Below are 26,396 nucleotides of genomic sequence, written 5' to 3'. Positions count from 1 at the left end.
GTGCGGGGCCGGGGCCGGGAGAGGGGCGGGGGGCGGGGGGCGGGGGGCGGTGGCGTTCTCAGGCGCGTACCAGCGGTGTGTCCACCAGGTGTTCCCCGACGAACCAGGACTCCAGTTCGTTGACGCGGATGACGTCGGAGACCAGCAGGTCGTTCGTGCCGTCGTCACCCATCTCCTGGACGCGGGCGGCGGCGTCATGGCATTCGGCGAGGATCGTCTCGTGGGCCTCCAGCAGGCGTGACAGCATGCCGGGCACTTCCTCCGCGCCGTCGGGGGGACGGGGAATGGTGGTGATCTCGGCGACGTGGCGGGGGTCGCCGACGGCGATGCCGCCGAGCGTCTGGACGCGCTCGGCGATCTGGTCGATGAGGGAGAGCTGTTCCCCGGCGTGCTTGTCGAGCAGCAGATGCAGCTGGTAGAAGGTCGCCCCGCGCATGAGCCAGTGGTACTTCTTGTAGAACGCGTGCAGGATCCGGGTGTCCGCGAGGACCTTGTTCAGGCGCTCGCAAGAGTACATCCGGGCATCGTGCGACAGGGCCAGCGGAACCAGCTTGAGTGTGCCGAATTCCTGGATGACGGCGCCTTTTTGGTGGAGGCGCGGCTGACTGCTGCCGGCGTTGCCACTCTCGTTGGATTCGGAAGCCATGACACTCCCTCGGGTCGGCAGGAGAGCTGTGACATACCGAGTCGACCAGCCCCCGGGCACCCCCGCAAATTGGAGGCACCCGGTCGCGCGGCGGCCCGCGGCGATCCGGTGGTGCGCCCTTTGGTTCTGCTCCTGCCGGCCCGGTCCCCCGCTACCGGGACCGGTAGCGGGGCCGGGGCCGCAGCGGGGTGGCGGGCAGGGCCGGCGCGGGAAGAGCGGGGCCCTCGTAGCCGGCCACCGTGCCGAAGCGTGCCCCTCCCCTGCCGTTCGAGGTGCGTTCGGCCTCCCACTGAGCACGGGCCCCGACGATCTCCTCGTGGGTGCGGGCGACGAAGTTCCACCACATCACCAGCGGGTCCTCGAACGGTACGCCGCCGATCAGCAGCGCCCCAGCGGGCGCCTCCGCCTCCAGCCGCACGCCGCGCCGGCCCCGGCCCAGATAGAGCATGGCACCCGGGGGGACGGCGTGCCCCTCGGCGCTGAGCGGGCCACCGGTGGCGAGCACCGCGTGTTCGAATCCGGGTTCCAGCGGGACGGTGAGCCGTCCGCCGGCACCGAGACGGATGTCGGCGCCGACCAGCGGGGTGTAGGTGCGCGCCGGGGAGACGGCACCGGCGAGTCCGCCCATCAGGACGGTGATGCTGCCGGCCGGCTCGGTGAGGGTGGGCAGCGCGGCGTGGTGGTCGAAGTGGGCCGGGCCGTTGCGGTCCCGCTCGGGCTGCGCGACCCACGGCTGGATGCCGTGCAGGGTGCCGGAGTGGCCCGGCGGGGACTGCTCGGAATGGGCGATGCCGGCTCCGGCCGTCATCAGGTTCAGCTCCCCCGGCCGCACCAGCTGCCGGCTGCCGAGGCTGTCTAGGTGCCACACCTCGCCCGCCAGCAGCCAGCTGACGGTCTGGAGGCCGGTGTGGGGATGCGAGGGTACCTGCATGCCCGGTTTCCCGGTGATGTCGGCGGGCCCGTAGAAGTCGACGAAGCACCAGGCGCCGACCATACGCCGGTCCCGGTTGGGCAGGCTGCGGCCGACGAGCATGGCACGGGGTCCGCCCAGCGGCACCTCGCGGGGTTCGAGCAGTTCGATGTCGGGCTCGGCGGGGCCCGTCGGCGGGCCGGTGCACACCGTCTGCTCCGGCGGCCGGATGTCCGTGTTGCTCACCCGGTCACCGTACCCCGGCGGCCTGCGGCGGGTCCGGGCCCGGCGCCCCGCCGGGCTCCTCAGACGGGATCGGTCGCGGGCGGGTCAGCCGGTCCCGGCGGGCGGGTCGGCGAGGATGCCCTGGAGCAGCCCGGTGGACTGGCCGACCTCGATGAGATAACCGTCGGGGTCTCTCATGTAGCAGCGCACTTCCGCCTTGCGGTCGATCGGCGGCGTGAGGAATTGCGCGCCTTTGCTGCTCCATTCCTGGTAGCAGGCCTGGATGTCGGCCACGCGGATGTTGAGGAAACTGGAGGCCGTTCCCTCGTCCTCGGGCGGGCGCAGAGTGATATCGGGCTTGTCGGGGGTGGGTCCGCCGCCGGGATTCATCAGAATCCAGGCATTGGCGAGCCGGACGATGCACGGATTCTCCTCCAGCACGATTTCCCCGCCGAGGACGTCCGTGTAGAAAGCCCGCGAGCGGGGCACGTCCGCGACGGTGAGAAAGTGCGTAAGGACTATCCCGGTCTCGGGGGCCGGGAGATCTTCGCGGCGCATGGAGGGCTCCTGTCGTTCGGTGTCACCGTGGGAAAGGCGTTCCTGCCGTGCCGCGGCCGGGCCGGGGCGAGCACGTTCCCTCCCGCCATGGTGGGCGGCGCCCGCCTTGCCCGAAAGCGGGGCCGACGGCCGGCTGTGCCGTCACTGCGACATCCACCCGTTCGGCGTATTTCTGCGTCAATCCTTTGAACACTCTTTCTGCCTAGACTGGTATGTCCGACCCCACAGAAGCCGGGAGGCCCCATGCGTTCACCGATCGCACTCAGGCATCTAGCACCACGGCTGGCCACCGGAGCATTCATCCTCAACTCCGGGATGTCGAAGCGCGGCATGGACGAGGAGAACGCCACCGGACTGCACGGCATGGCCAAAAGCACCTATCCGTTCCTCGACAAGATCCCTCCGACGACTTTCGTGCGTCTGCTCTCCCGCGGGGAGATGGCGCTGGGCGCCGCACTGCTGCTGCCCGTGGTGCCGACCGTGCTGGCGGGTGCCGGGCTGGTGGCGTTCTCCTCCGGGCTGCTGGGGATGTATCTGCGGACGCCCGGTATGCACGAGGAGGGCAGCCTGCGGCCGACCCAGGAGGGCACCGCGCTGGCCAAGGACGTGTGGATGCTGGGGATCGGGCTGGGCTTCGTGGTGGACGAGCTGTCCGGCAGGCGGAAGTGACACAGCCTGCCCGGTGCTCACCCCGGCTGTGAGGCGCCGGGTTTCTCCCGGCCGCCGGCGGGTTGGGCGTAGGCCTGCGCGAAGTGGATCGTCACGTTCTCCGATTTCCGACTCGCTCATGCTTCCCGGCCCGCCACAGTCGGCTCACTGTCGCTGCCGTCCTTCCCGCAGCCGGGTCCTCAGGGCCGGGCGGCGGCACGTTCCCCGGAGCGTCAGGGCCGCGGGTCGGTGCGGTGCCAGCGGGGGCGCGCATCGGGTCCCCGCCTGCCGGCGACAGCGGCGCAGCGGGGGCAGACCCGCTGGACGCGGTCGGCGGCTCCCCCGGACTCGGGCAGGATGTCGGGCCACTCGACGTGGGGGAAGCGTGCCAGCTGCGAGCGGCTGAGGGCGAGGCCGCAGACGGTCTGGTTCGTGCCCGGTTCCCAGGCGTGCACCTCGCCCGCGGGCAGGCGCCGGCCGTCGTCCTCGTCGAACCAGCGGCCCGAGGCCGCGACGGCGTACCGCTTCCGCGCCGCCATACGCACTCCTCTCCTCTCCCGTCCGCTTCCCCTCCTCTGCTCCGTCGCGTCGCCCGGAGGGGCCGCCGCCTGTCACCGCCCGACGGCCGGGTGCCAGGACCCCGGCGGCGGGGCCGGGGTCCTGGCGTGCGGTGGCGCTGCCGCGGCCCCCGGTCAGAACGTGACGACGTGCCGTTCGTCGGGGACGCAGTGGGTCATGGTGAGGCCGGTGACGTCCCGGGGCGGGTTGTTGCCGAGGTTGGCCAGCCGCTCCCGGTCCTCGTCCGTGAGGGTCTGGCCGGGCAGCGGTTCGAGGTGGGAGACGTCCTGCGGGCCGATGCCGAGCCCTTCGCCGACCCGGAGGCCGAGTTCGTTCTCGACCAGCAGGAAGTGCCACACCATCCGCTCCTGGACGGCGCGGTCCGCCTGGGAGATGAGGGTGACGAAGTTCTTGACGAGGTCGTCGCGCTCCCAGTCCTCCATGAGGCGGTAGCGCTGGCCCGCTTGGAGGTAGTCGTTGGTGCGCGGGATGCGTTTGCGGGTGACCCGGCCCCGGATCTCGGGGCCCTGCTCGTCGTGGGTGGGGTACTGGGCCTCGTGCAGTCCGCCCGTGATCGACGGCTCGTAGTTGACCTCCGGGTCCCCGCCGTGCGGGTCCTGCTCATACGTCATCAGACCGTCGCGCTGGTTGGTGTGCACGGTCGCGTTCTTGGCGCGGTTGACGGGGAGCTGGAGGTAGTTGGGGCCGACCCGGTAGCGCTGGGTGTCGCTGTAGGAGAACGTCCGGCCGACGAGCATCTTGTCGTCGGAGAAGTCCAGGCCGTCGACGAGGACGCCGGTGCCGAAGGAGATCTGCTCGTTCTCGGCGAAGTAGTTCCCCACCGTACGGTCCAGGACGAGGCGGCCCACCGGCTTGGGCGGGAACTCCTGCTCCGGCCAGGTCTTCGTGTCGTCGAGGGGGTCGAAGTCCAGCTCGGGATGGTCGTGGTCGTCCATCATCTGGACCAGCAGTTCCCACTCGGGGTAATCGCCGCGCCGGATCGCCTCGTAGAGGTCCTTGGTGGCGTGGCCCAGGTCTCCGGCCTGGACCGCGGCGGCGTCCTCCTCCGTCATGCTGCGCACGCCCTGCTTGGACATCCAGTGGTACTTGACCAGGACGGTCTTCCCGTCGTTGTTCACCCATTTGTAGGTGTTCACGCCGAAGCCCTGCATGTGCCGGTAGTCGGCGGGGATGCCGCGGGGGCTGAAGAGGTTGACGAGCATGTGCATGGACTCCGGCGTCTGCGACATGAAGTCGAAGATGCGGGCCGGCTTCTGCTCGTGCGAGACGGGGTCGGGCTTGAGGGCGTGGATGACATCGGGGAACTTGATGGCGTCCCGGATGAAGAACACGCCCAGGTTGTTGCCGACCAGGTCCCAGTTGCCCTCCTCCGTGTAGAACTTCACCGCGAACCCGCGCGGGTCGCGCGCCGCCTCGGAGGAGTCCCGGCCGCCGATGACGGTGGAGAACCGTACGGCCACCTCGGTGCGTTTGCCGCGCTCCTGGAAGAGCTTCGCCCGGGTGTAGCGGTCGATGGGTTCCTCGCCCCAGGCCCCGTAGCTCTCGAAGTAGCCGTACGCGGTGACGCCGCGGGCGTGGACCACCCGTTCGGGGATGCGTTCCCGGTCGAAGTGGCTGATCTTCTCCAGGAACTGATAGTTCTCCAGTGTGGCCGGTCCTCGGGCGCCGACCGTGCGCTGGTTCTGGTTGTCGTAGACCTTGTGGCCCTGTCGGTTGGTGAGCACCGGGCGGTCGTCGCCGGGCGTGGGGCCCTGGCTCGCTACGTCTGTCACTGCTCTCGGTTTCCTTCGCCGCTCAAGGGCGCTCGCTCCGCGCCGCCGGACAGAAGTCGGGTTGCACACGTGTACCCATTCGGGCGGCGGTGGTGCGGGTGGCTCACCTTTTCAGTGCAATCGTTTCGGCCCATTGCCTCCCCGACGGCGCACAGCGTGGTCAGCGGACCGGGAGCGGGCACGGGGGCGCTTGCGCCGGCGGCCCCGGCGCGGGGCCGAGGGCGGGGAGACCGGGACGGCGCCGTGACCATGAGCCGGGAAATTCACTCGATGGAGGGAGTTTTTCCATAGGATCGATTTTTCACATCCCGGCCGGGCGGGTGAGAGTAAGTACCGATCCATCAGGAGGACTTGCTCGTGGAACACGCACCCCCACTCCCGCCCTTCGCCGGCCTCTCCGCCCTCACCTCGCTCTCCGTACCGGACGGCCCCCCGCTTCCCGCCTCCGGACTCTCGCGGGGCCGCCCCGCGCACGCCCCGGTCACACGGCTCGCGTCCCGGCGTGCGAAGCGCGCCGAGGAGCCGTCGTGAGCCCCTCCGTCGACCCGGAGGACCCGGAGGGCGCGATCGCCGAAGCAGCCGCCGCCTGCTCCAACTGGGGTCGCTGGGGTACCGACGACGTGCTGGGCACGCTCAACTTCCTGGACGCGGCCAAACGGTGCGAGGGTGCCGCTCTCGTCAAACGGGGCGCGAGTTTCTCCCTCTCGCAGCGCTTCGACATGAACGGCCCGCAGCGGGGCTGGCGACGGCGCACCAATCCGGTGCACACCATGCTGGACACCGGTACCGACGCTGCGCTGGGCTCCCAGGGGTTCCCCCACGGGCTCGGCGGCGCCGACGACATGATCACCATGCCGCTCCAGTGCTCCACCCAGTGGGACGGGCTCGGCCACATCTTCGACCACGGCAGGGCGTGGAACGGCCGGGCCGCGGAGAAGACCGTCACCTCGGAGGGCGATCTCGTCACCGGGATCGAGCACATGGCCCCGTACGTGGCGGGGCGCGGTGTCCTGCTCGACGTGGGCCGCGTCCTGGGCGGGGAGCGGGGTGAGCTCCCGGACGGGTTCGCCGTGACGGAGGATCATCTGGTCCGCACCGCACGGGAGCACGGCGTGCGCGTGGGCCGCGGCGATCTCGTCGTCGTCCGCACCGGGCAGCTGGCCCGCGCCCGGCGCGAGGGGTGGGGCGAGTACGCGGGCGGGCCCGCACCGGGGCTGTCGTTCACCACGGCGGGCTGGCTGCACCGCAGTGAGATCGCCGCGATCGCCACCGACACCTGGGGCTTCGAGGTGAGACCGAACGAGTTCGACGGCGCGTTCCAGCCGCTGCACCAGGTCGCCATCCCGCACATCGGCCTGCTCATCGGCGAGATGTGGGACCCGGAGGCGCTCGCCGCGGACTGCGCCGACGACGGCGTGTACGAATTCTGGCTCACCGCGGCCCCGCTGCCCGTCACCGGGGCGGTCGGCTCCCCCGTCAATCCGATCGCCGTCAAATGAGCCTCACCGTGCTCCGAGCCCGGCACCGCGCGGCACGTCCCGCACGGCATCCGCGCCGGCGGCGGGCTGTGCGGCAGGGCGCGAGGAGGGGCCCGGTTCCGGGAGCCGGTGGCGTCGCGGAGCAAGATCATTTATAGGTTCCTCGTGGAAGACCGGGGCCCCGGTGTGCAGGGCACCCGGACGCACGGAATCGAGGAACCTCGCCGCCGCGAGGGGAGCAGGGAGAGAGATGACCGAGTCCCGGCGTCGCCGGCCGCGCGCCGACGCGCAGCGCAACCGCGATCGTTTGCTCGCCGAAGCGGACGCGGTCTTCCGCCAGGAGGGCACGGACGCGTCCCTGGAGCGCATCGCCCGGCGGGCGGGGGTCGCGATCGGCACGCTGTACGGGCATTTCCCCAGCCGGCGCGCCCTCATCGGCGCTCTGCTGCGGGAGCGCAACGAGGCGCTGTTCGCACGCGGCCGGGAACTGCTCGCCGGGCCGGAGCCGGGACGGGCGCTGGCCCGGTGGGTGGACGCGATGGTCGAGCACGCCACCGCCTACCGGGGACTGGCCGCCGTCCTGGCGGAGGGGCTGTGCGACCAGGAGTCCGAACTGCACACATGCTGCCGGGAGTTGATCGTCCTCAGCGGTGAACTGCTCGCCAGCGCCCGCGCGGACGGGGCCCTGCGCCGTGAGGTGACGGGCGCGGACATCTTCGCGCTGATGAGCGCCGTCGCCTGGGTCCGGGGACACCTGCCCGCGGAACAGGCGGAACGGCTCATGTCGCTGACGATGGACGGCATACTGTCCCCCTCCACGCGCTGACCCGCACTCCTCGTCGCGGCCCGCGTCCTCGCCGGGCGCGCTCCCCCGCCGCGCTGGTGCCGGGCCGGCGGCGCCCTGCCGGACCGGCCCGGGTGCGGCACCGGCCCTCGCACACTAACGGGCGGTCAGAATGCTGATGCCGAGCGCAAGAAGCGCCAGGGCCTTGAGGGATTCCGCGACGATGTAGACCAGATGGGCGCGGGAGCGCGGGAGGGTCTCGCCCGCCAGGACGCGGTCGGAGCGGCGGTTGAGGCGGGGCCGGACGAGCGTGAGCTGGGCCGCGAGGAGCAGCGCGGTGACGGCGGTGAGCACCCCGACACGCAGGGGCGGTGCGCCGGTGGCGACCGCGGCGATCACCGCGAGGGCGAGCACCGTCTCGACGCGGTTGAGCGCCCGGAAGACGAGGCGGCCGATGCCCAGGCCGATGGGTGTCGTCACACCCGGGGCCCGGAATTTCAGCGGCGCTTCCAGGAAGGAGATCGCCAGCACCATGCCGAGCCAGACGAAGGTGAGTGCCGTGGCCACGGCGGCTGAGGCGGCGTTCATGGCATGCCCTTCCGTTCGCGTCGTGCCGCACCGGCCCGGCGCCGGTCGGTCATGCGGGCCGGCGGCCGACCAGTCCGACCAGCACCGGCCCGGTGGGTGAGGCCACCAGATCGTTCACCGTCAGCGGGTCGAGCGCCGCGTAGAAGGCCTCCTGTGCGTCGCGCAGGGCGTGACGCAGCCGGCAGGCGCCGTTGAGCGGGCACGGTGGGTCGCCGTCGCAGGCTACGACCTCGCCGCCCCCTTCCAACTCCCGTACCAGCCAGCCGACGGAGGCGCGCCGGCCGGGCCCGGTGAGCCCGAGTCCGCCGCCGCGACCGCGACGTGCCTCCAGTACGCCGAGGTGCTGGAGGCGGGTGACCGCCTTGGCCATGTGGGCGTAGGGCACTTCCATGGCCTCGGCCACCTGACGGGTGGTCAGCGGGCCGGCCTGCTCGGAGACGGCGAGACGCATGACGGCCCGCAACGCCAGGTCGGTGAACTTCGTGAGCCGCACGGCAGGACGTTAACAAATGCGCATGTTAGATTCCTATTTGGGTGCGGCGGCGGGCGGTGTGGCGTGCCTCACTTCCCGTCCCCTCGGCCACGAGGCACAGTACGTCGCGACAGGCCGCCCACCCGCAGGCAACCCCCGGCAGCAGGCGCGCATCGGACGGTGATACCCCAGTGACTGACCCCCACACCGGTCCCCTCGACCCGGCTTCCGTTCCGCGGGTGTTGTGCGACATCGCCTCACTGGCCACCGCGGAGTCCGCGCCGGCCGGGGCCGTCTGGCGGCTGGCGGAGTCCGGGCGGCAGCTCGACGCCAATCTCGTGCGCATCCCGCCGGAGGGCCGGGTCGACACCCATGTCGAACCGGAGGTCGACGTCCTGCTGGTCGTCGTGGCCGGTGAGGGAACGCTCGACTCGGAAGCCGGACCGCAGTCCCTCGCGCCGGGCTGCCTCACCTGGCTTCCGCGCGGTACGGCCCGCAGTATCAGCGCGGGCGACGACGGACTGTCCTACCTGACCGTCCACCGGCGCCGCCCCGGCATGCGGATCCGCAGCCGGCGGGACAGCGCCTGACGCAGCCGACACCGCTGAACGGGGCCGACGACAGGGCGAGCGTTTTCTTAATATTTTTGTCATAATTTTGTGCACTCTTGAAGGGCAACTTCCAGGGCCCCATACCGGTCACCTGGTCACCCGAAGTGGTCGGGGGCTGACCGGAAGGACACCGACGTGCTCCACAAGCTGCGCAAGACCCTCCTCACGGCAGCCCTGCCGCCTCTCGCCGCCGTCATGCTCGTGGGGTGTTCGTCCGGTGAGGACACCCCGAAGAAGGACACCGGCGACGGCAGAGGCGGCAAAACCTCCTCCGCACCGGCAAAGGACGCCTCCCAGCCGCCGCTGGGCAAGGCAGCGGTGAAGAAAGCGCTGCTGCGCAACGGCGACGTCAAGGGGCTCGACGTCGAACCGGTCCCCGGGGACGAGGCCGCCGCGCGGCTCGCCCTGGCCGGCCCCGATGCGAAGCCCGCGGTCTGCACCCCCCTGGTGCACATGGCCGCGCACACCTCCGAGCCCGCACCGAAGTCCCGCGGAGCCATCACGGCCAGCAGCAAGGACGGCCTGGTCACCTCCATCAGCCTGATGGGGCACGAGAGCGGGGACGCGGCCAGGGTCATCGACGATGTACGGACCGCCGTGAAGAAGTGCGGCGACGGGTTCCGGGACGACGTCGGCAAATACGAGAACGTCGTCGCGCTCCCGGACCCGGAGCAGGGCGACGAGGGCGTGTCCTACCGCATGAAGGGCACCATGGACGGCGAGTTGATGCCGCTGACGTTCACCGTCGTCCGCTCCGGGTCCACGCTCGCGGTCTTCTTCGGCACGAACCTGGTCGACCAGGAGAAGACGGCCCCCGACCCAGAGGTGATCCGCGCACAGCTCGCCAAGCTCCCCGACTGAGCGCCGGAGTCCGCCCCGGGCGCGCGAGCCCGGGGCGGAACCCCGCGTCGGCGCACCAGCGCGTGCGTCAGCGACCCACTCGCACCACTGACCCGTCCGGATCTACCCTGAATGGACCGGTTAAGGACGGTAGGTGCCGAGATGACCGAAGCAGTGATAACCGTCATCGTCGTCCTCGCCGCACTCGCGGCTGTCCTCGTCATGTCGTCGGCCCGCATCATCAAGCAGTACGAGCGGGGCGTCGTCCTGCGGCTGGGACGGCTGCACCGGGACGTGCGACGGCCAGGACTGACGCTGATCGTTCCGTTCATCGACCGACTCCGCAAAGTGAACATGCAGATCGTCACCATGCCCGTACCGGCCCAGGAGGGCATCACCCGGGACAACGTGACGGTGCGCGTGGACGCGGTCGTCTACTTCAAGGTGGTGAGCGCGGCAGACGCGGTGGTCCGGGTCGAGGACTACCAGTTCGCCGTCTCCCAGATGGCCCAGACCTCGTTGCGGTCGATCATCGGGAAGAGCGACCTGGACGACCTCCTCTCCAACCGCGAGAAACTCAATCAGGGCCTGGAGCTGATGATCGACAGCCCGGCCGTCGACTGGGGTGTGCAGATCGACCGGGTGGAGATCAAGGACGTTTCCCTGCCCGACACCATGAAACGCTCCATGGCCCGGCAGGCCGAGGCACACCGGGAGCGCCGCGCACGTGTCATCAACGCGGACGCGGAACTCCAGGCGTCCAAGCGGCTCGCGGACGCGGCCCGGCAGATGTCCGTCCAGCCGGCAGCGCTGCAACTGCGGCTGCTCCAGACCATCACCGCCGTCGCCGCGGAGAAGAACTCCACCCTGGTGCTTCCCTTCCCGGTCGAGCTGCTGCGCTTCCTGGAGCGCGCGCAGCAGCCCGAATCCATGGAGGGGCCGCCTCGGTCGGACGCGGCGGAACCGGCCGGCGCGGGCGGGCGGGAGCAGGCCCGGGACGAGGATGTCGCGCTCACCTTCCGGCCCGCGGCCTGGGAGCCCCGCCCTGAGCACGCAGGGGAGCCGTCGGCCATGGGCAGCCTGCCCCCGGACCTGGCCAGCGCACTGCGGGACCCGGCGCTGACGCTGCCGGAGTTGCAGGTGACGGGCCTGCCCACGGGTGATACCGGCCGCCCCGCCGAGGAGAGCCCGCCGGCTTCCGGGGCAGCCGACTCCGCGGAGGGGCACCACAGGCGGCGCCACCACGGCACGGCCGCCTGACAGCCGGCAGGCCGGCCGTGTCGGGTGTTAGCCGACAGCCAGGCCGAGCCCGTCAAGGGGTGTTCCGCCGACCGGACCGGCCGGGCGCATCAGGCGTGCGTCCGCCGGCCGGACCGGAGGCCCGTGGCGTGGTGCCGCCGCATCAGGAGCGGCGCCGGGGCCTGCCGCGCCTGGCACCGCCCCTGCCGCCCGAGGAGCCTCCCCGCGGCTGCTTGCCCGCCGGTTTGCCCTGCGCGGCCTTGCGGCGCGGGGCGGGCTTCTCGGCGCGCTCCTGCTTCGGCTGCGGCTGAGGGGCCTTCCGGCCGCGTGTGCTGTTGACGGTGCGGCCCCGGACGATGCCGATGAAGTCCTCCACCATGTCGGTGGTCCGCTCCTCCGGCCACGCGAGGGCGACCTGGGAGACGGGGGCGTCCGTGACCGTGCGGTAGGTGAGGTCCCTGCGGTGGTGGAGACGGGCGAGGGACTGCGGGACGACCAGCAGACCGACACCTGCGGCCACCAGCTCGACGGCGTCACCGGTCGTGTCCGGACGGTGATCGACGGGTTTCCCCGGCCGCTGCTCCCATTCCAGGACCTCGTCGAGAGGATGCAGGACCAGCTCGTCGGCCAGTTCGTCGGTGCTCACCTCGTCCGCCGCCGTGACCAGGTGGTCCTTGGGGACGATCACCACCGTCTTCTCCGTGTACAGCGGGATGGCACTGAAGTACGTACGGTCCACGGGAAGCCGCAGGAAGCCCGCGTCCGTCTCGCCGTCCCGCAGCGCGCCGGGGGCCTGGGCGGCGGTCACCGCGACGAGGTGCAGCGGGATGTCCGGCAGCCGCTCGCCCCAGATCCGCACCCACTTGGTGGGCGTCACACCAGGGACATAGGCGACCCGGAAGGACGGGGGGAACTCCGAGCTGGTCACGGCGCCAGACTACCGGGCGTGGTCGGGGGCACTCCGCCACGCTCGATACCCTTGACGCATGACGTCGCAGAAGACCACCCAGACCATGAAGCCCGCGACCGCGGCGAAGAAGCTGGGTGTGTACCTCCAGGCCACCCCCGCCGAGTTCCAGGAGGGCGTGGTCTCGCGCGACGAGCTGAACGCCCTCCAGGCCGACCCGCCGCAGTGGCTGGTCGATCTGCGCCGCAACGGTCCGCACCCGAGGCCCGTCGTCGCCGCGAAGCTGGGCGTGTCCATCTCGGGGCTCGCCAGGGGCGGCGTCACCGAGCCGCTCACCACCGAGCAGATCGACGCGCTCAAGGCCGAGAACCCGGAGTGGCTCCAGAAGGAACGTGCCACCCAGGCCGAGGTCCGCAAGGAAGCCGCACGCATCAAGGCGAAGAAGGCGGCCGGCGAAGAGCGGCCGGACGCGGCCCGCGGCTGACCGCACACGGCCGCGGCCCTCCCTCCGGCTGCTGCCCGCCCCGGATGACGACGGCCGGGGGTTTCTCGTCACCGGCCCGCTCTGTCGGCGGCGGGCTTCCGGCCGGCCCGGCTCGTGGCCGCCGGTGGCGCACCGGGCTACGTCCGCCCTGTCGACCACGTCGCGGGCATCGTCGGGGTGACGGCTCCGCCCGGGGTGTGGCGGCGGATCGTGCGGCTCAGATGCGCCGCAGGGTGGCGGTGGCGATCTCCAGGAAATCGCGCAGCAGCTTCTCGCGCCGGTCCGCAAGGACAGCCAGGCATGTCTGGACTCCCGGGGCGTCCGTGACCGGGCGGTGGGCCAGATCGGGGCGGGAGTAGGAGCGTGCGACGCTCAGCGGGACGAGCGCGATGCCGTGCCCCGCGGCTATGAGCTCGAACTTCTCCTCGAGTGAAGAAGTGCGTCGGGTCGGTGCGTCGAGCATCCGCTCGCCGTCGAGATCGGCGCTGGTGAGTTCCCCACGGTGTGCGAGGGGGTGTTCCGCGGGCATGCAGGCGACCCGTGGTTCGTGGCCGATGGGGGTCGTGTGCAACCCCGAGTCGTCGAACGGCCGCCGCAGGAAGCCGACTTGGGCCCGGCCGTCCCGGAGCGGCATGTCCTGCTCCCACCAGCGTGCCGGGACCACGTCGGTCTCGACGTCCGGGTAGCGCGACGTGAAGGCCCGCAGAGCCTCCGACACATGCAGCCCCGGGGAAAAGGCGACCACGAGCCGTTGGACGGCCCGGTCGACGTCGCGCACGCGCCGCATCGCCGCATCGACCGCCGCGAGGACTCCCGGGGCCTCCTCGTAGAGCTGCTTGCCGGCAGTGGTCAGCTCCACGCTGCGGGTGGTCCGCACCAGCAGAGCGCACTGCAGCTCCTGTTCGAAAGCCCGGATCTGGCGGCTGAGCACCGGCTGGGTGATGTAGAGCTGCTCCGCCGCCCGCCCGAAGTGCCGGTGCTCGGCGACCGCCACGAAGTAGCGGAGTTTGCGCAGATCGAGATCCATACCCGCAAGGTATCAATCGGCGGAAAGGGTATTGGACGCCCCGAGCGACCGGCGCCGAGACTCGAAACATGATCGTCATCACCGCCCCCACCGGCAGGATCGGCAGCCGGCTCTTGAACATCCTGCTCGACGAAGCCCCCGCCCGGGGCGAAGAACTCCGCGTCATCGTGCGCGACCCCGGAAAGCTCCCCGACGCGGTCCGCGCCCGCGTCGACGTCGTCACCGGCTCGCACGGCGACGCCGAAGTCGTCGACCGGGCCTTCAGCGGCGCGGACGCCGTCTTCTGGCTGGCCCCGCCGTCCCCGCGGACACCGAGCCTCGAGGCCGCGTACTCCGGGTTCACCCTCCCGGCCGCGAAGGCGTTCACCGCTCACGGCGTCGGGCACGTCGTCGGCGTCTCGGCGCTCGGCCGCGGCACTCCCGTCGCCGACCGCGCCGGTCAGGTGACGGCGTCACTGGCCATGGACGACCTCATCGCGCATACCGGCGTGGCCTACCGGGCGCTCGCGAACCCCACCTTCATGGACAATCTGCTGCGTCAGGTGGCTTCGATCCGCGACGACGGCGTGTTCACGGACACCGTCGCCGCCGACCGCAAAGCACCGGCAGTCGCCGTCTCGGACATCGCAGCGACCGCCGCCGGTCTGCTGCTCGACCGCTCGTGGACCGGCACGGGCGAGGTGCCGGTGCCGGGCCCCGAGGACCTGTCGGCCAACGACATGGCGCGCATCATGTCCGACGTGCTCGGCCGCCCGGTCCGCTACGAGCGGATCACGCTCGACGGCTTCCGTGCCGCACTTGCCGGGCACGGCATGTCGGACGCGCTCGTACAGGGCTACGTCGACATGATGCGCGCCAAGGACGAGGGCCTCGACGACGGTGTGCGGCGCACCCCGCAGACCGCGAGCCCGACGACCTTCCGCGCATGGTGCGAGGAGCACCTCAAGCCGGCGGTGCAGGCATGAACACCGGAACCGCTCTCATAGTCGGGGCGTCCCGGGCACTCGGACTCGGCCTCGCCACCGATTACGCGCGGCGCGGCTGGGACGTCATCGGGACCGTCCGGGGCGATCGGCACACCGGCCTGCACGACCTGGCCGCGTCGTCCGGGGGCCGGGTGGTGGTCGAATCGCTGGACATGACGAAGCCGGACCAGATCGCCGCGCTGCGGGAGCGCTTGGCGCAGCGCATGCCCATCGACCTGCTGTTCGTCAACGCCGCCATCACGAGGGGCAACATTCCGATCGGCGACGTCCCCGCGGAGATGTTCACCGAAGTCATGGTCACGAACGCGCTCAGCCCGATGCGCGTCATCGAGTCCCTCCGCTCACTGGTCGCGCCGACCGGGACCATCGGGGTCATGTCCTCGCGCCAGGGCAGCGTCGGCCTGAACACCAACGGCGGTCAGGACGTCTACCGCGCCAGCAAGTCCGCCCTCAACCAGCTGATGCGCTGCTACGCCGCACGGTACCCGGATGCCGCACACACGCTGCTGCTCATCTGCCCCGGCCATGTCCGCACCGAACTCGGCGGCCCGGCCGCACCGTTGACCATCGACGAGTCCGTCCCGGGCGTGGTGGACACGATCAACCGACACAGCGGCGAACCGGGCCTGCGATTCCTCAACCACCAGGACGAGCCCGTGCCCTGGTAGCAGCCGCCGGAGCGATGTCCCGGGCCAGGAGACGGCCGCAGTCCTGCCCCGCTCACGTCGGGCGACGTGGGCGGGGCAGGTGCGGCATCGGCGTGATCGGGCGCCTGCGCCGGGCCGGTGCCGGGCCTGATGCCGCCCGGGACCGCCGAGGCCGTGCCCGCGCGGCCACGCCGGCCGGCGGACAGAACCGGCCGTCCTCTCAGCCCACCGCGCCGGCCGCCGGGGAGCTCTCGGCGGTCCGCCAGCGTACGGGCAGGGCCCTGGGCATGGTGATCGCGTGGTAAGGGTGCCATTCGATGTCGTCGGGGGAGACGGCGAGGGAGAGTTCCCCGGTCTCCTCCAGCAGGGTCCGCAAAGTCGCGGCGGCCTGCATGGGGGCGAGGGTCCTGCCGGGGCAGCGGTGCCGGCCGTGGCTGAAGCGCAGATGCGGGTTGTCCCGCCGGTCGATGTCGATCCGTTGCGGGTCGGGGAAGACGCGCGGATCGTGGTTGGCCCCGTCGGTGGAGACCAGGACGAGCTCCCCGCGCCGGACGAGGACACCGCCGACGGTGACGTCCTCGCGGGCGATACGCGGCAGACCGTCGCCGAGGAACGCCGTCCAGCGGAGGAGTTCCTCCACGGCCTGCGGCATCATCTCCGGCTCGGCACGCAGACGCCGGGTGATGTCCGGGTGCCGCATCAGGGCGACGGTCGCGGCGCCCAGGAAGGTCGCGGGGTTGCCGTACTGGGAGATGACCAGGAAGAGGAACAGGTCGGCGAGTTCCTCCTCGGTGAGGACACCCGAGGCGTCGGCCATCCCGACCATCCGGCCCAGCATCCCGCTCTTCTCCCGGCGCAGCCGTGGCAGTTGCCCGTAGATGTAGTCCCGGCCGGTCTGCCAGCACTCCGGGACGTGCTCCAGACAGTTCGGTCCGGTGCGGAAGATGCCCAGGAGCACCTCGTGGTCGAGCCGCGGGTCGTCGGTGAGGCCCAGCAGCCGGAAGGTCAGGGCGCGGGACACCGGCACGATGAACCCGGACACCAGGTCGCCGGGTTGTTCTCCGGCCAGGAACGGGCCGAGCACCTGGCGGGTGATGCCAGCCACCGTCCCGGCCGTCAGATACTGCTGGTCCGGGCCCAGTCCGCGGTGGAGTTCGGAGAGCATGCCGGCCCGCTGGAAGTAGTTGAGGGTGTCGGTCACCGGAGGCGGCGGCAGGAGGTCGTCCTGGCGGGGGGTTGTGGGGTCGGAGGTGAGGCTGAGGCTGAAGCGGCGGTCACGCAGCACCGCGGTGGCTTCCTCGTGCCCCGCCACCAGCCACGCGGGAGTGCCCGTGTTGGTGATGACCCGGCGTACCGGACGGTGCGCGGCCATCTCCGCCAGCTCGGGGGCCAGCCGGTCGCCGCGGAACGAGAAGGGGAAACGCGGAAAGTCTTCGGACACGGGCTCCTCCGTCATGTCGGGGCCGAAGCGGCGCTGGCCGGGCGGTCAGCGGTCCAGGGGAGTCGGGAGACGTGCGGGGTGACGGAAGGGCGTGACGGGAGCGCGGGGGCTTGCTTCAGGTGCGGTCCGGGGTGAGGACCGGGCTGGTCGTGGCGTCGGCCGGGGGCTTGCGGGACGCCGAGCGCAGCGCGTCCTCGACCGTGCCGGTGTGCCGCACCAGCAGCCGTTCCTCCGCCGTGATGAAGCCCTCGTCGCGCGCGTGGTCGAGCATGCGCGCCAGCGGGTCGAAGAAGCCCCCTCCGTCCAGCAGCACGACGGGTTTGCGGTGCAGACCCAGCTGCGCCCACGCCGTGATCTCGAACAGCTCCTCCAGCGTCCCGTAGCCGCCCGGCAGCGCGATGAAGGCGTCACTGAGCTGGTGCATCAGTGCCTTGCGCTGGTGCATGGAGTCGACGACGTGCAGCTCGGTCAGATCGCGGCGGCCGTACTCGCGTTCCATCAGCGCGCGGGGGATCACCCCGATGACGTCTCCGCCCGCGGCCAGCGCCGCGTCGGACAGAGCCCCCATCAGGCCGACGCCGCCGGCCCCGTACACCACCTTGATGCCCCGGCGGGCGCAGACGCTGCCCAGTTCGGCCGCCGCCTCGGCGTGTTCCTTCCGGGCGCCCGCACTGGCGCCGCAGAACACGCACACGCTGCGCAGGGTTTCCGGGGGCGCTTTGTCGCTCTCCCGGGGTGCTTCCGCCGTGTGCCCGTCTGTCCGGGCGGCGTCGGAGGGTCTGCTGTCGCGGGGTGTCGGCATGGGACGTCCCTTCCTGGTGGTAGGGGGGTACTGCCCGGGTGTGGGACCTACCCCCGGTCGCGTGGCCGGATGCCGGGCCGGGTCAGCCGGTCACGGGGGCGGCGTGCGGCGCGGCGGTACGGGTGCGCGGGCGCCGGGCTCGTCCTCCTTGGCCGGGGTCATCAGCCGGGCCAGGCGGGAGCCGGGCACGAGCACCAGATCGTGCTGTGCGGGCCCTACCCCGGCGGCGGCCACCTCGACGCCGAGGTAGTCCTCGATGCAGCGCAGGAAGTTGCGGGCCTCGGCGGGCAGGTCGGCGTAGTCCCTCACGCCCCGGGTGGAGGTGCGCCAGCCCGGCAGCCAGCAGTACACCGGTGCACACCGGGACAGGTGCGCGTTGTCCGGGACGAAGTCGCTGTGTCCGCCCCCGGGGGCGGTGTAGCCGACGCAGATCCCCACATGGTCGAAGCCGTCGAGGACGTCCAGCTTGGTGACCACGATGCTGGAGTAGCGGTTGAGGGCGACCGCCCACCGGGCGTGCACGAGGTCGAGCCAGCCGCAGCGGCGGGAGCGGCCGGTGGTCGTGCCGAACTCCTCCCCCGCACTCCGCAGCCGGTCGCCGAGGGTGGAGAGGTCCTCGGTGACGAACGGGCCGTTGCCCACCATCGTCTGGTACGCCTTGAGCACACCGACGCGGTTGTCCACGAGGCTGCCGTCCAGTCCGCTGCCGCTGCTGACCGAGTAGAAGGCGGTCGGCGAGGTGGTCACGTACGGATACACCCCGTGCTCGATGTCCAGCATCGGTCCCTGGGCGCCCTCCAGCACCACCGAGTAGCCGGCGTCCACCGCCGCGTTCAGGAATTCCACCGAATCGCCGGCCAGCGACAGGACGAGGTCGCGGTGCCGGGCCAGCCAGGCGAGTTCCCGGTCGGCCTGCCGCGGGGGCAGTTGGAAGAAGCGCAGGTTCTGCTCCACCCGGCGGCGCAGGGACTCCGGGTCGCGCAGATCGCCCACCCGCACGCCGATGCGGTTGACCTTGCTGACGTTGGCGGGGCCGATACCGCGGCGTGTGGTGCCGATCGCCTGCGAGGCGCCCCGCTCGCGCTCCTGGCGGGCATCGACCTCGCGGTGCAGCGGCAGGACGAGGTGTGCGCGGTCGCTGACCAGCAGCCGATTGCGCAGGGCCGGCATCTCCCGGCCGAGCTCCCGCACCTCCGAGGCCAGCGTCTCCGCGTTGACCAGCACGCCGTTGGCGATCACCCCCAGCACACGGGGGTGCCGCAGACCCGAGGGCAGCAGATGGTTCTTCAGGACGCGGGTTTGTCCCTCGGCGTCCTCGAACACGGTGGTGTGCCCGGCGTTGTCGCCGCCCTGCACCCGTGCGGTGATCTGGTGGAACGGGGTGAGCCGGTCGGTCATGGCGCCCTTGCCGCCGTCCCCCTGCTGGAGGTCGCCGACCCAGGTGAGGTGCTGGCGGGGCGGAGGGGGTCCGGCGATCTCCTCCAGCGGGGCGAGCGCCTCGCGGCGGCGGCGCTCGCGGGCTTCGAGCAGGGCGGGCAACAGGACGGGCCGTTCCGTCACCGCGCCTCCGCCACCGTCCGGCGGTACGGGGGGCACCACGGGAGCTGTCTCCTCGGGCATGGGACCTCCACAGTCCGGTCGGCAGAGGCATGGGGAGGGAGAACGTGCGTGCGGGTGGGCTCCGTATGAGCCCGGGCCGGCCCGCGTCGCCCGGCCGGCATCCGTGGCCGGGAGGAGGCGCCGCCCCGCGTGTCGTGAAGGTCAACAGTTGGTCAACACATGACGCGGTGAGTCTGCGCATCACCGGGACGTGGTACTCCCCCGGCGCGTGGGTTCACCCGACCGTGGGGCGCGCGGGGTGCGACCGTGTCCGTGGGGCGCGTGCGGAGCGCGCCGGGCGCGGCCGTACTCCGCCACCACTCGCGTGAGTGGATACCGGCGCCCCGGCGAGGGGCATGCCCCGACCGTCACCGCGGCCACCGCCCGGTGACCGTCCAGGACGTCCGCAGCCCGCATCCCCCGCCCCTCCGACGGCGCCCCCGCCCGGGAGTGAGACGACCATGACCGAGCCCCGCCCGGCCGAGCCTGCTGCGCCACGGTCCTCCGACGCAGCGGACACCGCGTGCCCCGACGTGCTGGCGTGCGAGTACGCGTCCCCCCGGATTGCGGCCATCTGGTCCCCGCGCACCCAGGTGGTGCTGGAGCGACGGCTGTGGCTCACCGTGCTGCGGGCGCAGCACGCCGAGGGGCTGCGGGTGCCCGACCAGGTGTTCAGGGACTACGCGCGGGCCGTCGACCGTGTGGACCTGGCCTCGATCCGGCGCCGTGAGCACGCCACCCGCCACGACCTCAAGGCCCGTATCGAGGAGTTCAACGCCCTCGCCGGCCATCAGCACATCCACAAGGGGCTGACGTCCTGCGACATCACCGACAACATCGCGCAGACGCGGGTGCGGATGTCCCTGCGTCATCTGCGGGGCCGGGCCGCTGCCCTGGCCCGGGCAGCCGGGGCTGAGACGAGAGGTGCCGCCTCCGGGGCCGTGCTCGGTTCGGCGGCTGCGGCGCTGGACGCGCTGCTGGAGCGCTATCCCCTGCGCGGGCTCAAGGGACCGGTCGGTACGGCACAGGACATGCTGGACCTGCTCGGCGGCGACCGTGCCGCCCTGGCGCGGATCGAGGAACGCGTCGCGGCGCACCTCGGCTTCCCGCGTGTCCTGCGCAGCGTCGGACAGCTGTACTTCCGCTCCCTCGACTACGAGGTGCTCAGCTCCCTGTCGGAGTTCGCGGCCAGGGCCGGTTCACTGGTGCCGGCGGCCCCCGGCGAGGGGAGGGATACCCGCGGTCCGGTGCGCTCCTTCGCGGTACTGCTGCGCGGCTACACCGCGATGGCCGCCCAGCTGGCCGGTGAGCAGTGGAACGAGGGCGACGTGTCCTGCTCCGTCGTCCGCCGCATCGCCCTGCCGGGCGCCTGCTATGCCGCCGACGCCACGCTGAACACCGTGGAGAGGGCGCTCGGGTTTCCCCGTCAGCTCGGTGTCCCCCGCCAGGCGGTGCGCGGGTGAGGTGCCCGGCGGGTGCGCCGCCCGTCAGCCGGTGTGCGGGGGTTTGCCGTCCGGGGTGCCGGCGGACAGCTTCCGCAGGGTGGCCGTGAAGTGGGCGAGGACGGCGGCGCGGTCGGTGTGGAAGAAGAAGTGGCCGCCCTCGACGGTGTGGATCGCGCAGCCGCCCGTGGTGTGCCGGTGCCAGGCCGCGGCCTCTGCCGCCGAGACCTGCGGGTCGGCGTTCCCGTTCAGCACCGTGAGGGGGGCGCGGACGCTCGCCCCCGGTTCGGGCACATAGGTGTCGGCGAGGCGGAAGTCGGCGCGCAGGGCGGGCAGGATCAGCTCCCGTACGTCGGGATCGTCGAGCACGGCCGGTTCGACGCCGCCCAATCTGCGCATGGCCGCGAGGACGCTCTCGTCGTCGCGGGCATCCGCCACCGGGTGCCGGGGACGCACACAGGGGGCGCGGCGGCCGGAGACGATGAGGCCGAGAACGGTGCGGCGCCGCTGTTCCAGCTCGCGGGCCGTCTCGAACGCGAGGGCGGAACCCAGACTGTGCCCGTACAGCACCAGGGGCAGCTCCGCGCCGAACGTCGAGGTCAGGATGTGGGTGATCGCCGCGACCATGCGGGGGAACTCCTCGATGGGCGGCTCACTGCGGCGCTCCTGCCGTCCCGGGTACTGGAGGCAGTACAGCTCTCCCTCGTCGGGCACAGCCTCCCTCAGCCAGGGGTAGTAGGAGGCCGAGCCCCCGGCATGGGGGAAGCACACCATGCGGTAGGCCGGTGCCGTGCGGGTGGCGTAGGGCACGAGCCAGGGTGTGCGCTGCGGCGTGTGCGCGGCTGTCATCTGTCGTTCCCCTCCAAGCCGGCTGCCGGCCGGGCGGGTCCGGCAGCACGGTGAGTCGGCGGCGGGGCGCGGGCCGGACGCGGTCAGAGCAGATAGGAGTCCGCGGACAGCGCGTCCGCCGCGCGGACGTTCTCACGCGCCCTTTCGATGAGGCTGGCGTTCGTGTGTTCGGCGCCCTGCCCCAGAGCGACACCGTGGTATTCGCGGCGCGCGTAGATCCATCCCTCCATCGCGGCCCGCACCTTGAGCATCGCGGGCAGACGGCGCAATTCCTCGGCCGAGGCCGGCGAGGTTTCCAGATATCCGGTGAGAAAAGGCGCGGGATCGGTGTCGTCCTCGACGAAACTCAGCGTGCCCGCGAGGTCGAAGACGTGGGGCCCGTGCATCACTTCTCCCCAGTCGAGGAGTCCCACCCGGTCCCCCTCGAAACGGAATTCCGTGAGCCGCGGATCGCAGTGGAGAATTCCCTCCGACAGTTTTCCCGATGCCTCCTGGAAACCCTCGCGGAGGGCCTGGGTGATCCATTCGCGCCCTTCGAGGAACGGCTGTTCCTCCAGCACCCAGTCCATCTGTGACCACACCATGGTCTGCGGCAGCGGTGGCACCCCGCGCAGGACGGCGTGGATGTGGCCGAGCGTCCGGCCGGCCGCGGCCAGTTCGGCGGGGGCCGTCAGGTCGGTGGGGCGGCCGGGGACGAACGTCAGCAGCGCCCAGCACCAGTCCCCGTCCTCGGCCACGAGGCCGCCCGTGCGGGTCCTGCGGGGTGCCCCGGCGGGGATACCCGCGCGTTCCACCAGGTCGGCGGCGCGCAGGCCGGACCGGAACTTGACGGCCTGCTCCCTGGGCACCGCCTTGAGCACCCAGCGGTCACCGGCACCGCCGTGCGCGCCTTCGAGCAGCCACGTGTGGGAGTTGTAGCCGGTCTGCCAGATGTCCTCGGGCCACGGCACCACGGTCAGGTCCGTGGCGTCCCAGTGATGCAGGGGCAGTTGGCCGAGGGTGGGAGCCGCCGGCAGCGGATCGACAACTGGCATGCGCTTCCCTCGTCTCGCTGTCGGACACGTCTTGGGGCAGGACACCGCGGGCCGGGCGCCTCCGGTCCGGTGCACGCTCCGCATGGCCGGGTGCCTTTCCGGCCCCGGGCTTCGCCCATGCTATTGCAGACCAGCCGGTGCGGATCCTGTTCCACGTGGAACGGCGGAAACACCGGAAGCGGCTAGGGGGCACTGTAGGGGCGCATAGGGGTGTCAGGGGCTTCGGCTTCTTGCTTTCCTGGCCATTGCCCCTTCCCGGGGAACTGTGCACTGTCGGGCTTCAGCGCCTTGGGGAAGTCATTGATGGCGGAAGAGACTCGTGATGTCGTCGTTGCCGGTATCGCTCACCGAGAGGAATTCCGTACGGTTACGGAAACCGTCTGGAGGGCCGTCGAGGACGCCGGCGTCGCACCGTCCGCCGCCTCGCCGCTGGTCGTCTTCCTCGCGGCTCAGCCACAGCAGCGGCCCGAGTGGGAGGGGCTGCCCGGCGTACGGGTCCGCGCTGTCGGCGCGGAGGAGCTGTTCGCCGCGGCGGAGGACTGTCTGCGGACGGAGCGTCCACGCGCCGTCGCCCTCCACGACCCGTCCTCCGCAGCCGGGGTCGTCCTGGCGCGGGCGGGCCACCACGACGGCCACTACGGTCCACTCCCCCGCGGCCCTCGGGAGCGGACAGCACGGCTGTCCTCCCTGTCGCCGCGCTTCCGCCGGGGAACGGGCACCGACGGGGAGGCGGCGGCGGGGGGCGCTCGGCGGACGAAATCGGGCCGGCAGGCGGTGCCGGGGCAGCAGCCGGTGACGTCGCAGCCGCAGGTCACGCCGGGGCCGCAGGTGCCGGGGCAGCCACCGGGGACGCCGGGGCCGCAGGTGCCGACGCAACCACCCGGGACGCCGGGACAGCAGATGGCTCCGGGACAGCAGGTGATGCCGGGATCGGAAGGGGTGCCGGAGCCGCACGGGGCACAGGGGCCGCAGGCCGAAGACGCCGGGGCCGGGCAGGCCGCCGGCCGCGACCGTCCCCTCCCGCGCGTGGTGCCGCTGCTGGTGTCCGGCCGCAGCAGGGCCGGGGTCCGCGCCTACGCCGAGGCACTCGCCGGCCATCTCGTCGCCCACCCGGACATCTCCCTGACCGACACGGCCTTCACCCTGGTCGGTGCCCGCCCCCTGTGGCCGCACCGGTCGCTGGTGCCGGCCGGCGACCGGGACACCGCCGTCGCCGCACTGCGCGCGCTGGCGGCAGGAGCCCCGGGCGACGATGTGGTGCAGGCCGAGCCCGGACCGGACACCCGCACGGTGTTCGTCTTCCCCGGCCAGGGCCCGCAGTGGGCCGGCATGGCCGGCGAACTCGCCCGGGCCGAACCGGCCTTCCGCAAGAAGCTCGCCGAGTGCGCCCGCGCCCTGCGCCCCTGGCTGGACGTGGATCCCGACGAACTGCTCTTCGGCGCAAGGCCGCTGGACCGGGTGGAGCTGGTGCAGCCGGCGCTGTTCTCCGTCATGGTCTCCCTCGCTCATCTGTGGCGGTCGCACGGGATGACACCCGCCGCGATGGTGGGGCACAGCTTCGGGGAGATCGCGGCGGTGACGGCGGCCGGCGGCCTGTCCCTGACGGACGGTGCCCGGCTGGTCGCCGCGGTCAGCACGGCACTGGCCCGCATCGAGGGTCAGGGCGACATGGTGGCCGTCGCCCTGACCCCCGACGAGACCGAGGCGCTGCTGGCCGAGGAGGGCCTGGACCTGGGGATCGCCGTCGTCAACGGGCCGCGCTCCACCGTGGTCTCCGGCACCCGGGACGTCGCGACTAAGCTGCTCGGCCGGCTGGCGGCGCGGGGCGTGCGGGCCCGGCGGCTGCCGGTCGGCATCGCCGGCCACTCCCCGCACATGGACCGCATCCGGGACGTTCTGGTGCGGGGCGCGGCAGTGGTACGGCCACGCCGGTCGACGGTACCCGTGTACGGGTCCACCACGACCGCCCCGCTGGACGCCGCGGCCCTGGACGCGGACCACTGGTTCCGCGCGATGCGCGGGACGGCCCGGTTCCACGACGTCGTCGCCGGGCTGCTGTCCGCAGGGCACCGCCTGTTCGTGGAGATCAGCCCGCACCCGGTGCTGGCCATGTCGATCGAGGACACGGCCGCGCACCTGGAGCGGGACGTGGTCGTGCTCGACACCATGCGCCGCGACGACGCGGGAGCCGGACGGTACGTGCGCGCCCTGGCCGAGGCCCAGTTGCACGGCGCCGACCCTCCCGACTGGAGTGCCGTCCTCCCGTCGGCGGCGCGGGTGACGCTGCCGCCCTACCGGTTCGAGCGGGACACGAGGGAAGGGGACGGGGCGGAAGGGGACGGCGCCGACGCGCTGCGTGCGCGGCTGACCGGGCACCGGCCCGACGAGCGGGCGGACCAGGCCGTCCAGTTGGTGGCCGACGCGCTCGGGCCGGAAGGCCGGGAGGCCGCAGCCGCGGACCCCGACCGTGACTTCCGGTCGCTGGGGCTGGACTCCGCCGGGGCCGTACGGGTGCGTCGCCGTCTGGTGGAACTGACCGGGCTGCGGCTGCCGGTGACGGCCCTCTTCGACCATCCCACCCCCCGCGCGCTGGCGCGGGAGATCGTCCGCCGGCTGTTCGGCACCGCGCCGGACCCCCGCACGGCCGCCCTCACCGCGGCCCCGCCGCCCGGCCCCCGCGCGGAGGGCGCGACACGCGGGGATTCCGCCGCCGGGGTGCCGCACGAGCCGGTCGCGATCGTCGGCATGGCCTGCCGGCTGCCCGGGGGTGTGCGCTCCGCGGACGATCTGTGGGAGCTGGTGCGCGAGGGCCGCGACGCGGTGACGCGGTTCCCGTCCGACCGGGGCTGGGACCTGGCGGAGCTCTACAGCGCCGATCCGGCCCGGCCCGGCACGTGACCCGCAGCAGCGGCTGCTGCTGGAGACGACGTGGGAGGCGGTCGAGGACAGCGGTATCACCGCGGACACCCTGCGCGGCAGCCGCACCGGCGTGTTCGCCGGAGTCATGCACCTGCCCTACGGGACCCCGCTGGGCCGGACGCGGCCGGACCTGGAGGGCTATGTGATGACGGGCACCACCTCCAGCGTGGTGTCCGGCCGGCTCGCCTACTTCTACGGCCTGGAGGGGCCGGCGGTGACGGTGGACACCGCGTGTTCGTCCTCGCTGGTGGCCCTGCACCCAGCGCCGTCAACCAGGACGGCGCCTCCAACGGCCTGACCGCACCCAGCGGCCCCGCACAAGAACGCGTCATCCACGCCGCACTCCACAACGCCCGCACCCCCGCCGCCGAAATCGACCTCCTCGAAGCACACGGCACCGGCACCCGCCTCGGCGACCCCATCGAAGCCCAAGCGCTGCTGGCGACCTACGGCCGGCAGCGGGATGCGGAACGCCCGTTGTGGCTGGGGTCGTTGAAGTCGAACATCGGCCACACCCAGGCGGCGGCCGGTGTCGCCGGGCTCATCAAGACGGTGCTGGCGTTGCGCCACCGGACGATGCCGGCGACCTTGCACGTCCAGCAGCCGTCGGCTCAGGTGGACTGGTCGGCGGGGACGGTGCGGCTGCTCACCGAGGCACGTACGTGGGCTGCGCCGTCCGGCCGTCCCCGGCGGGCCGGGGTGTCCTCGTTCGGGATCAGCGGGACGAACGCGCACGTGATCCTCGAAGAGGCTCCCCGCGGTGTGCGCGGTACGGAGTCGGCGGAGCCCCCTGCGTGGGCTCACGTGGCGGTGCCGTTGGTGTTGTCGGCGAAGTCGCCGCAAGCCCTGCGCGAACAGGCCTCAGCTCTCAGCCGGCACCTGCGTGACCACCCCGAAGAACCCCTCCAC

At 72.2% G+C, this 26,396-nt stretch carries 24 protein-coding genes and 1 pseudogene; 11 read left to right on the top strand and 14 right to left on the bottom strand.

The window, feature by feature from the left end; all coding sequences use genetic code 11:
- Positions 1-58: 58 nt before the first annotated feature.
- The 3 genes from IO40_RS0131695 to IO40_RS0131685 all read right to left on the bottom strand — a co-directional run bounded on the left by IO40_RS0131695 (position 59) and on the right by IO40_RS0131685 (position 2,339).
- A complete protein-coding gene (locus IO40_RS0131695) occupies positions 59-646 on the bottom strand; it encodes a Dps family protein (protein WP_016473113.1) in 588 nt (195 codons plus the stop codon).
- Between the two features lie 151 nt (positions 647-797).
- Positions 798-1,802 carry a pirin family protein gene (locus tag IO40_RS0131690; RefSeq protein WP_031176604.1) on the bottom strand — a complete coding sequence of 335 codons (1,005 nt, stop codon included), beginning with the start codon at positions 1,800-1,802 and terminating at the stop codon, positions 798-800.
- Positions 1,803-1,886: 84 nt separating this feature from the next.
- On the bottom strand, positions 1,887-2,339 hold the full coding sequence (locus tag IO40_RS0131685) for a VOC family protein (protein WP_016473111.1): 453 nt from the start codon (positions 2,337-2,339) through the stop codon (positions 1,887-1,889).
- Between the two features lie 243 nt (positions 2,340-2,582).
- Between IO40_RS0131685 and IO40_RS0131680 the strand changes: the two genes are divergently transcribed.
- Entirely contained in the window at positions 2,583-3,008 is a 426-nt protein-coding gene (locus IO40_RS0131680; RefSeq protein WP_016473110.1) for a hypothetical protein, read from the top strand.
- A 212-nt stretch (positions 3,009-3,220) separates the two neighbouring features.
- On the opposite strand, the gene IO40_RS0131675 is transcribed toward IO40_RS0131680, so the two are convergent.
- Positions 3,221-3,526, bottom strand: coding sequence for a hypothetical protein (locus IO40_RS0131675; RefSeq protein ID WP_016473109.1), 306 nt, complete (start codon positions 3,524-3,526; stop codon positions 3,221-3,223).
- A gap of 153 nt (positions 3,527-3,679) precedes the next feature.
- On the bottom strand, positions 3,680-5,338 hold the full coding sequence (locus IO40_RS0131670) for a catalase (RefSeq protein WP_031176603.1): 1,659 nt from the start codon (positions 5,336-5,338) through the stop codon (positions 3,680-3,682).
- Between the two features lie 527 nt (positions 5,339-5,865).
- On the opposite strand from IO40_RS0131670, the gene IO40_RS0131660 reads away from it, so the two are divergent.
- Both IO40_RS0131660 and IO40_RS0131655 read left to right on the top strand, forming a co-directional pair.
- A complete protein-coding gene (locus IO40_RS0131660) occupies positions 5,866-6,837 on the top strand; it encodes a cyclase family protein (RefSeq protein ID WP_016473106.1) in 972 nt (323 codons plus the stop codon).
- A gap of 229 nt (positions 6,838-7,066) precedes the next feature.
- The gene (locus tag IO40_RS0131655) at positions 7,067-7,642 is read left to right on the top strand and encodes a TetR/AcrR family transcriptional regulator (RefSeq protein WP_016473105.1); all 576 of its coding nucleotides are present in this window, start codon (positions 7,067-7,069) and stop codon (positions 7,640-7,642) included.
- 114 nt (positions 7,643-7,756) lie between these two features.
- On the opposite strand, the gene IO40_RS0131650 is transcribed toward IO40_RS0131655, so the two are convergent.
- Together IO40_RS0131650 and IO40_RS0131645 are read right to left on the bottom strand one after the other, a co-directional pair.
- Entirely contained in the window at positions 7,757-8,188 is a 432-nt protein-coding gene (locus IO40_RS0131650; RefSeq protein WP_016473104.1) for a hypothetical protein, read from the bottom strand.
- Positions 8,189-8,237: 49 nt separating this feature from the next.
- A complete protein-coding gene (locus tag IO40_RS0131645; RefSeq protein ID WP_016473103.1) occupies positions 8,238-8,681 on the bottom strand; it encodes an RrF2 family transcriptional regulator in 444 nt (147 codons plus the stop codon).
- Between the two features lie 170 nt (positions 8,682-8,851).
- On the opposite strand from IO40_RS0131645, the gene IO40_RS0131640 reads away from it, so the two are divergent.
- The 3 genes from IO40_RS0131640 (at position 8,852) to IO40_RS0131630 (ending at position 11,371) form a co-directional block, all read left to right on the top strand.
- Entirely contained in the window at positions 8,852-9,250 is a 399-nt protein-coding gene (locus IO40_RS0131640; protein ID WP_016473101.1) for a cupin domain-containing protein, read from the top strand.
- Positions 9,251-9,406: 156 nt separating this feature from the next.
- Complete coding sequence (locus IO40_RS0131635) at positions 9,407-10,132, top strand: hypothetical protein (protein ID WP_016473100.1); 726 nt, start codon at positions 9,407-9,409, stop codon at positions 10,130-10,132.
- Positions 10,133-10,273: 141 nt separating this feature from the next.
- Positions 10,274-11,371, top strand: a complete 1,098-nt coding sequence (locus IO40_RS0131630; RefSeq protein WP_016473099.1) for a slipin family protein — start codon at positions 10,274-10,276, stop codon at positions 11,369-11,371.
- A 142-nt stretch (positions 11,372-11,513) separates the two neighbouring features.
- Here IO40_RS0131630 and IO40_RS0131625 read toward each other — a convergent pair whose 3' ends face one another.
- Positions 11,514-12,278, bottom strand: a complete 765-nt coding sequence (locus IO40_RS0131625; protein ID WP_031176602.1) for a LysR family substrate-binding domain-containing protein — start codon at positions 12,276-12,278, stop codon at positions 11,514-11,516.
- 58 nt (positions 12,279-12,336) lie between these two features.
- On the opposite strand from IO40_RS0131625, the gene IO40_RS0131620 reads away from it, so the two are divergent.
- Positions 12,337-12,741, top strand: a complete 405-nt coding sequence (locus tag IO40_RS0131620) for a DUF5997 family protein (protein ID WP_016473097.1) — start codon at positions 12,337-12,339, stop codon at positions 12,739-12,741.
- 217 nt (positions 12,742-12,958) lie between these two features.
- On the opposite strand, the gene IO40_RS0131615 is transcribed toward IO40_RS0131620, so the two are convergent.
- Positions 12,959-13,768 (bottom strand): LysR family transcriptional regulator, encoded by an 810-nt coding sequence (locus IO40_RS0131615; protein WP_016473096.1) that lies wholly within the window; start codon positions 13,766-13,768, stop codon positions 12,959-12,961.
- Positions 13,769-13,836: 68 nt separating this feature from the next.
- Between IO40_RS0131615 and IO40_RS0131610 the strand changes: the two genes are divergently transcribed.
- Positions 13,837-14,733, top strand: a complete 897-nt coding sequence (locus IO40_RS0131610; RefSeq protein WP_016473095.1) for an NAD(P)H-binding protein — start codon at positions 13,837-13,839, stop codon at positions 14,731-14,733.
- Entirely contained in the window at positions 14,730-15,422 is a 693-nt protein-coding gene (locus IO40_RS0131605) for an SDR family oxidoreductase (RefSeq protein ID WP_031176601.1), read from the top strand. Before IO40_RS0131610 ends, IO40_RS0131605 begins: the two co-directional genes overlap by 4 nt.
- A 199-nt stretch (positions 15,423-15,621) precedes the next feature.
- On the opposite strand, the gene IO40_RS0131600 is transcribed toward IO40_RS0131605, so the two are convergent.
- From IO40_RS0131600 to IO40_RS0131590, 3 genes are all read right to left on the bottom strand, one after another.
- Positions 15,622-16,842 (bottom strand): cytochrome P450, encoded by a 1,221-nt coding sequence (locus IO40_RS0131600; protein WP_031176600.1) that lies wholly within the window; start codon positions 16,840-16,842, stop codon positions 15,622-15,624.
- Between the two features lie 115 nt (positions 16,843-16,957).
- Positions 16,958-17,644, bottom strand: coding sequence for an LOG family protein (locus IO40_RS0131595; RefSeq protein WP_016473092.1), 687 nt, complete (start codon positions 17,642-17,644; stop codon positions 16,958-16,960).
- Positions 17,645-17,734: 90 nt separating this feature from the next.
- The gene (locus IO40_RS0131590) at positions 17,735-19,264 is read right to left on the bottom strand and encodes an adenylosuccinate synthase (RefSeq protein WP_078659846.1); all 1,530 of its coding nucleotides are present in this window, start codon (positions 19,262-19,264) and stop codon (positions 17,735-17,737) included.
- A gap of 440 nt (positions 19,265-19,704) precedes the next feature.
- Between IO40_RS0131590 and IO40_RS0131585 the strand changes: the two genes are divergently transcribed.
- The gene (locus IO40_RS0131585; RefSeq protein ID WP_031176597.1) at positions 19,705-20,706 is read left to right on the top strand and encodes a lyase family protein; all 1,002 of its coding nucleotides are present in this window, start codon (positions 19,705-19,707) and stop codon (positions 20,704-20,706) included.
- Between the two features lie 24 nt (positions 20,707-20,730).
- On the opposite strand, the gene IO40_RS0131580 is transcribed toward IO40_RS0131585, so the two are convergent.
- The gene (locus tag IO40_RS0131580; protein ID WP_063831001.1) at positions 20,731-21,534 is read right to left on the bottom strand and encodes a thioesterase II family protein; all 804 of its coding nucleotides are present in this window, start codon (positions 21,532-21,534) and stop codon (positions 20,731-20,733) included.
- Positions 21,535-21,617: 83 nt separating this feature from the next.
- Positions 21,618-22,568: a phosphotransferase enzyme family protein gene (locus IO40_RS0131575; RefSeq protein WP_031176595.1), complete on the bottom strand. Its 951-nt coding sequence runs from the start codon at positions 22,566-22,568 to the stop codon at positions 21,618-21,620.
- Between the two features lie 900 nt (positions 22,569-23,468).
- Here IO40_RS0131575 and IO40_RS35155 point away from each other — a divergent pair.
- Positions 23,469-26,396 (top strand): annotated as a pseudogene (locus tag IO40_RS35155) (acyltransferase domain-containing protein); the annotation flags it as partial.

It is taken from the genome of Streptomyces albus subsp. albus (assembly GCF_000725885.1).
GTDB classification, from domain to species: domain Bacteria; phylum Actinomycetota; class Actinomycetes; order Streptomycetales; family Streptomycetaceae; genus Streptomyces; species Streptomyces albus.
The sequence above is the reverse complement of the archived record's forward strand: the minus strand, read 5'-3'. Positions and strand labels throughout refer to the sequence as shown.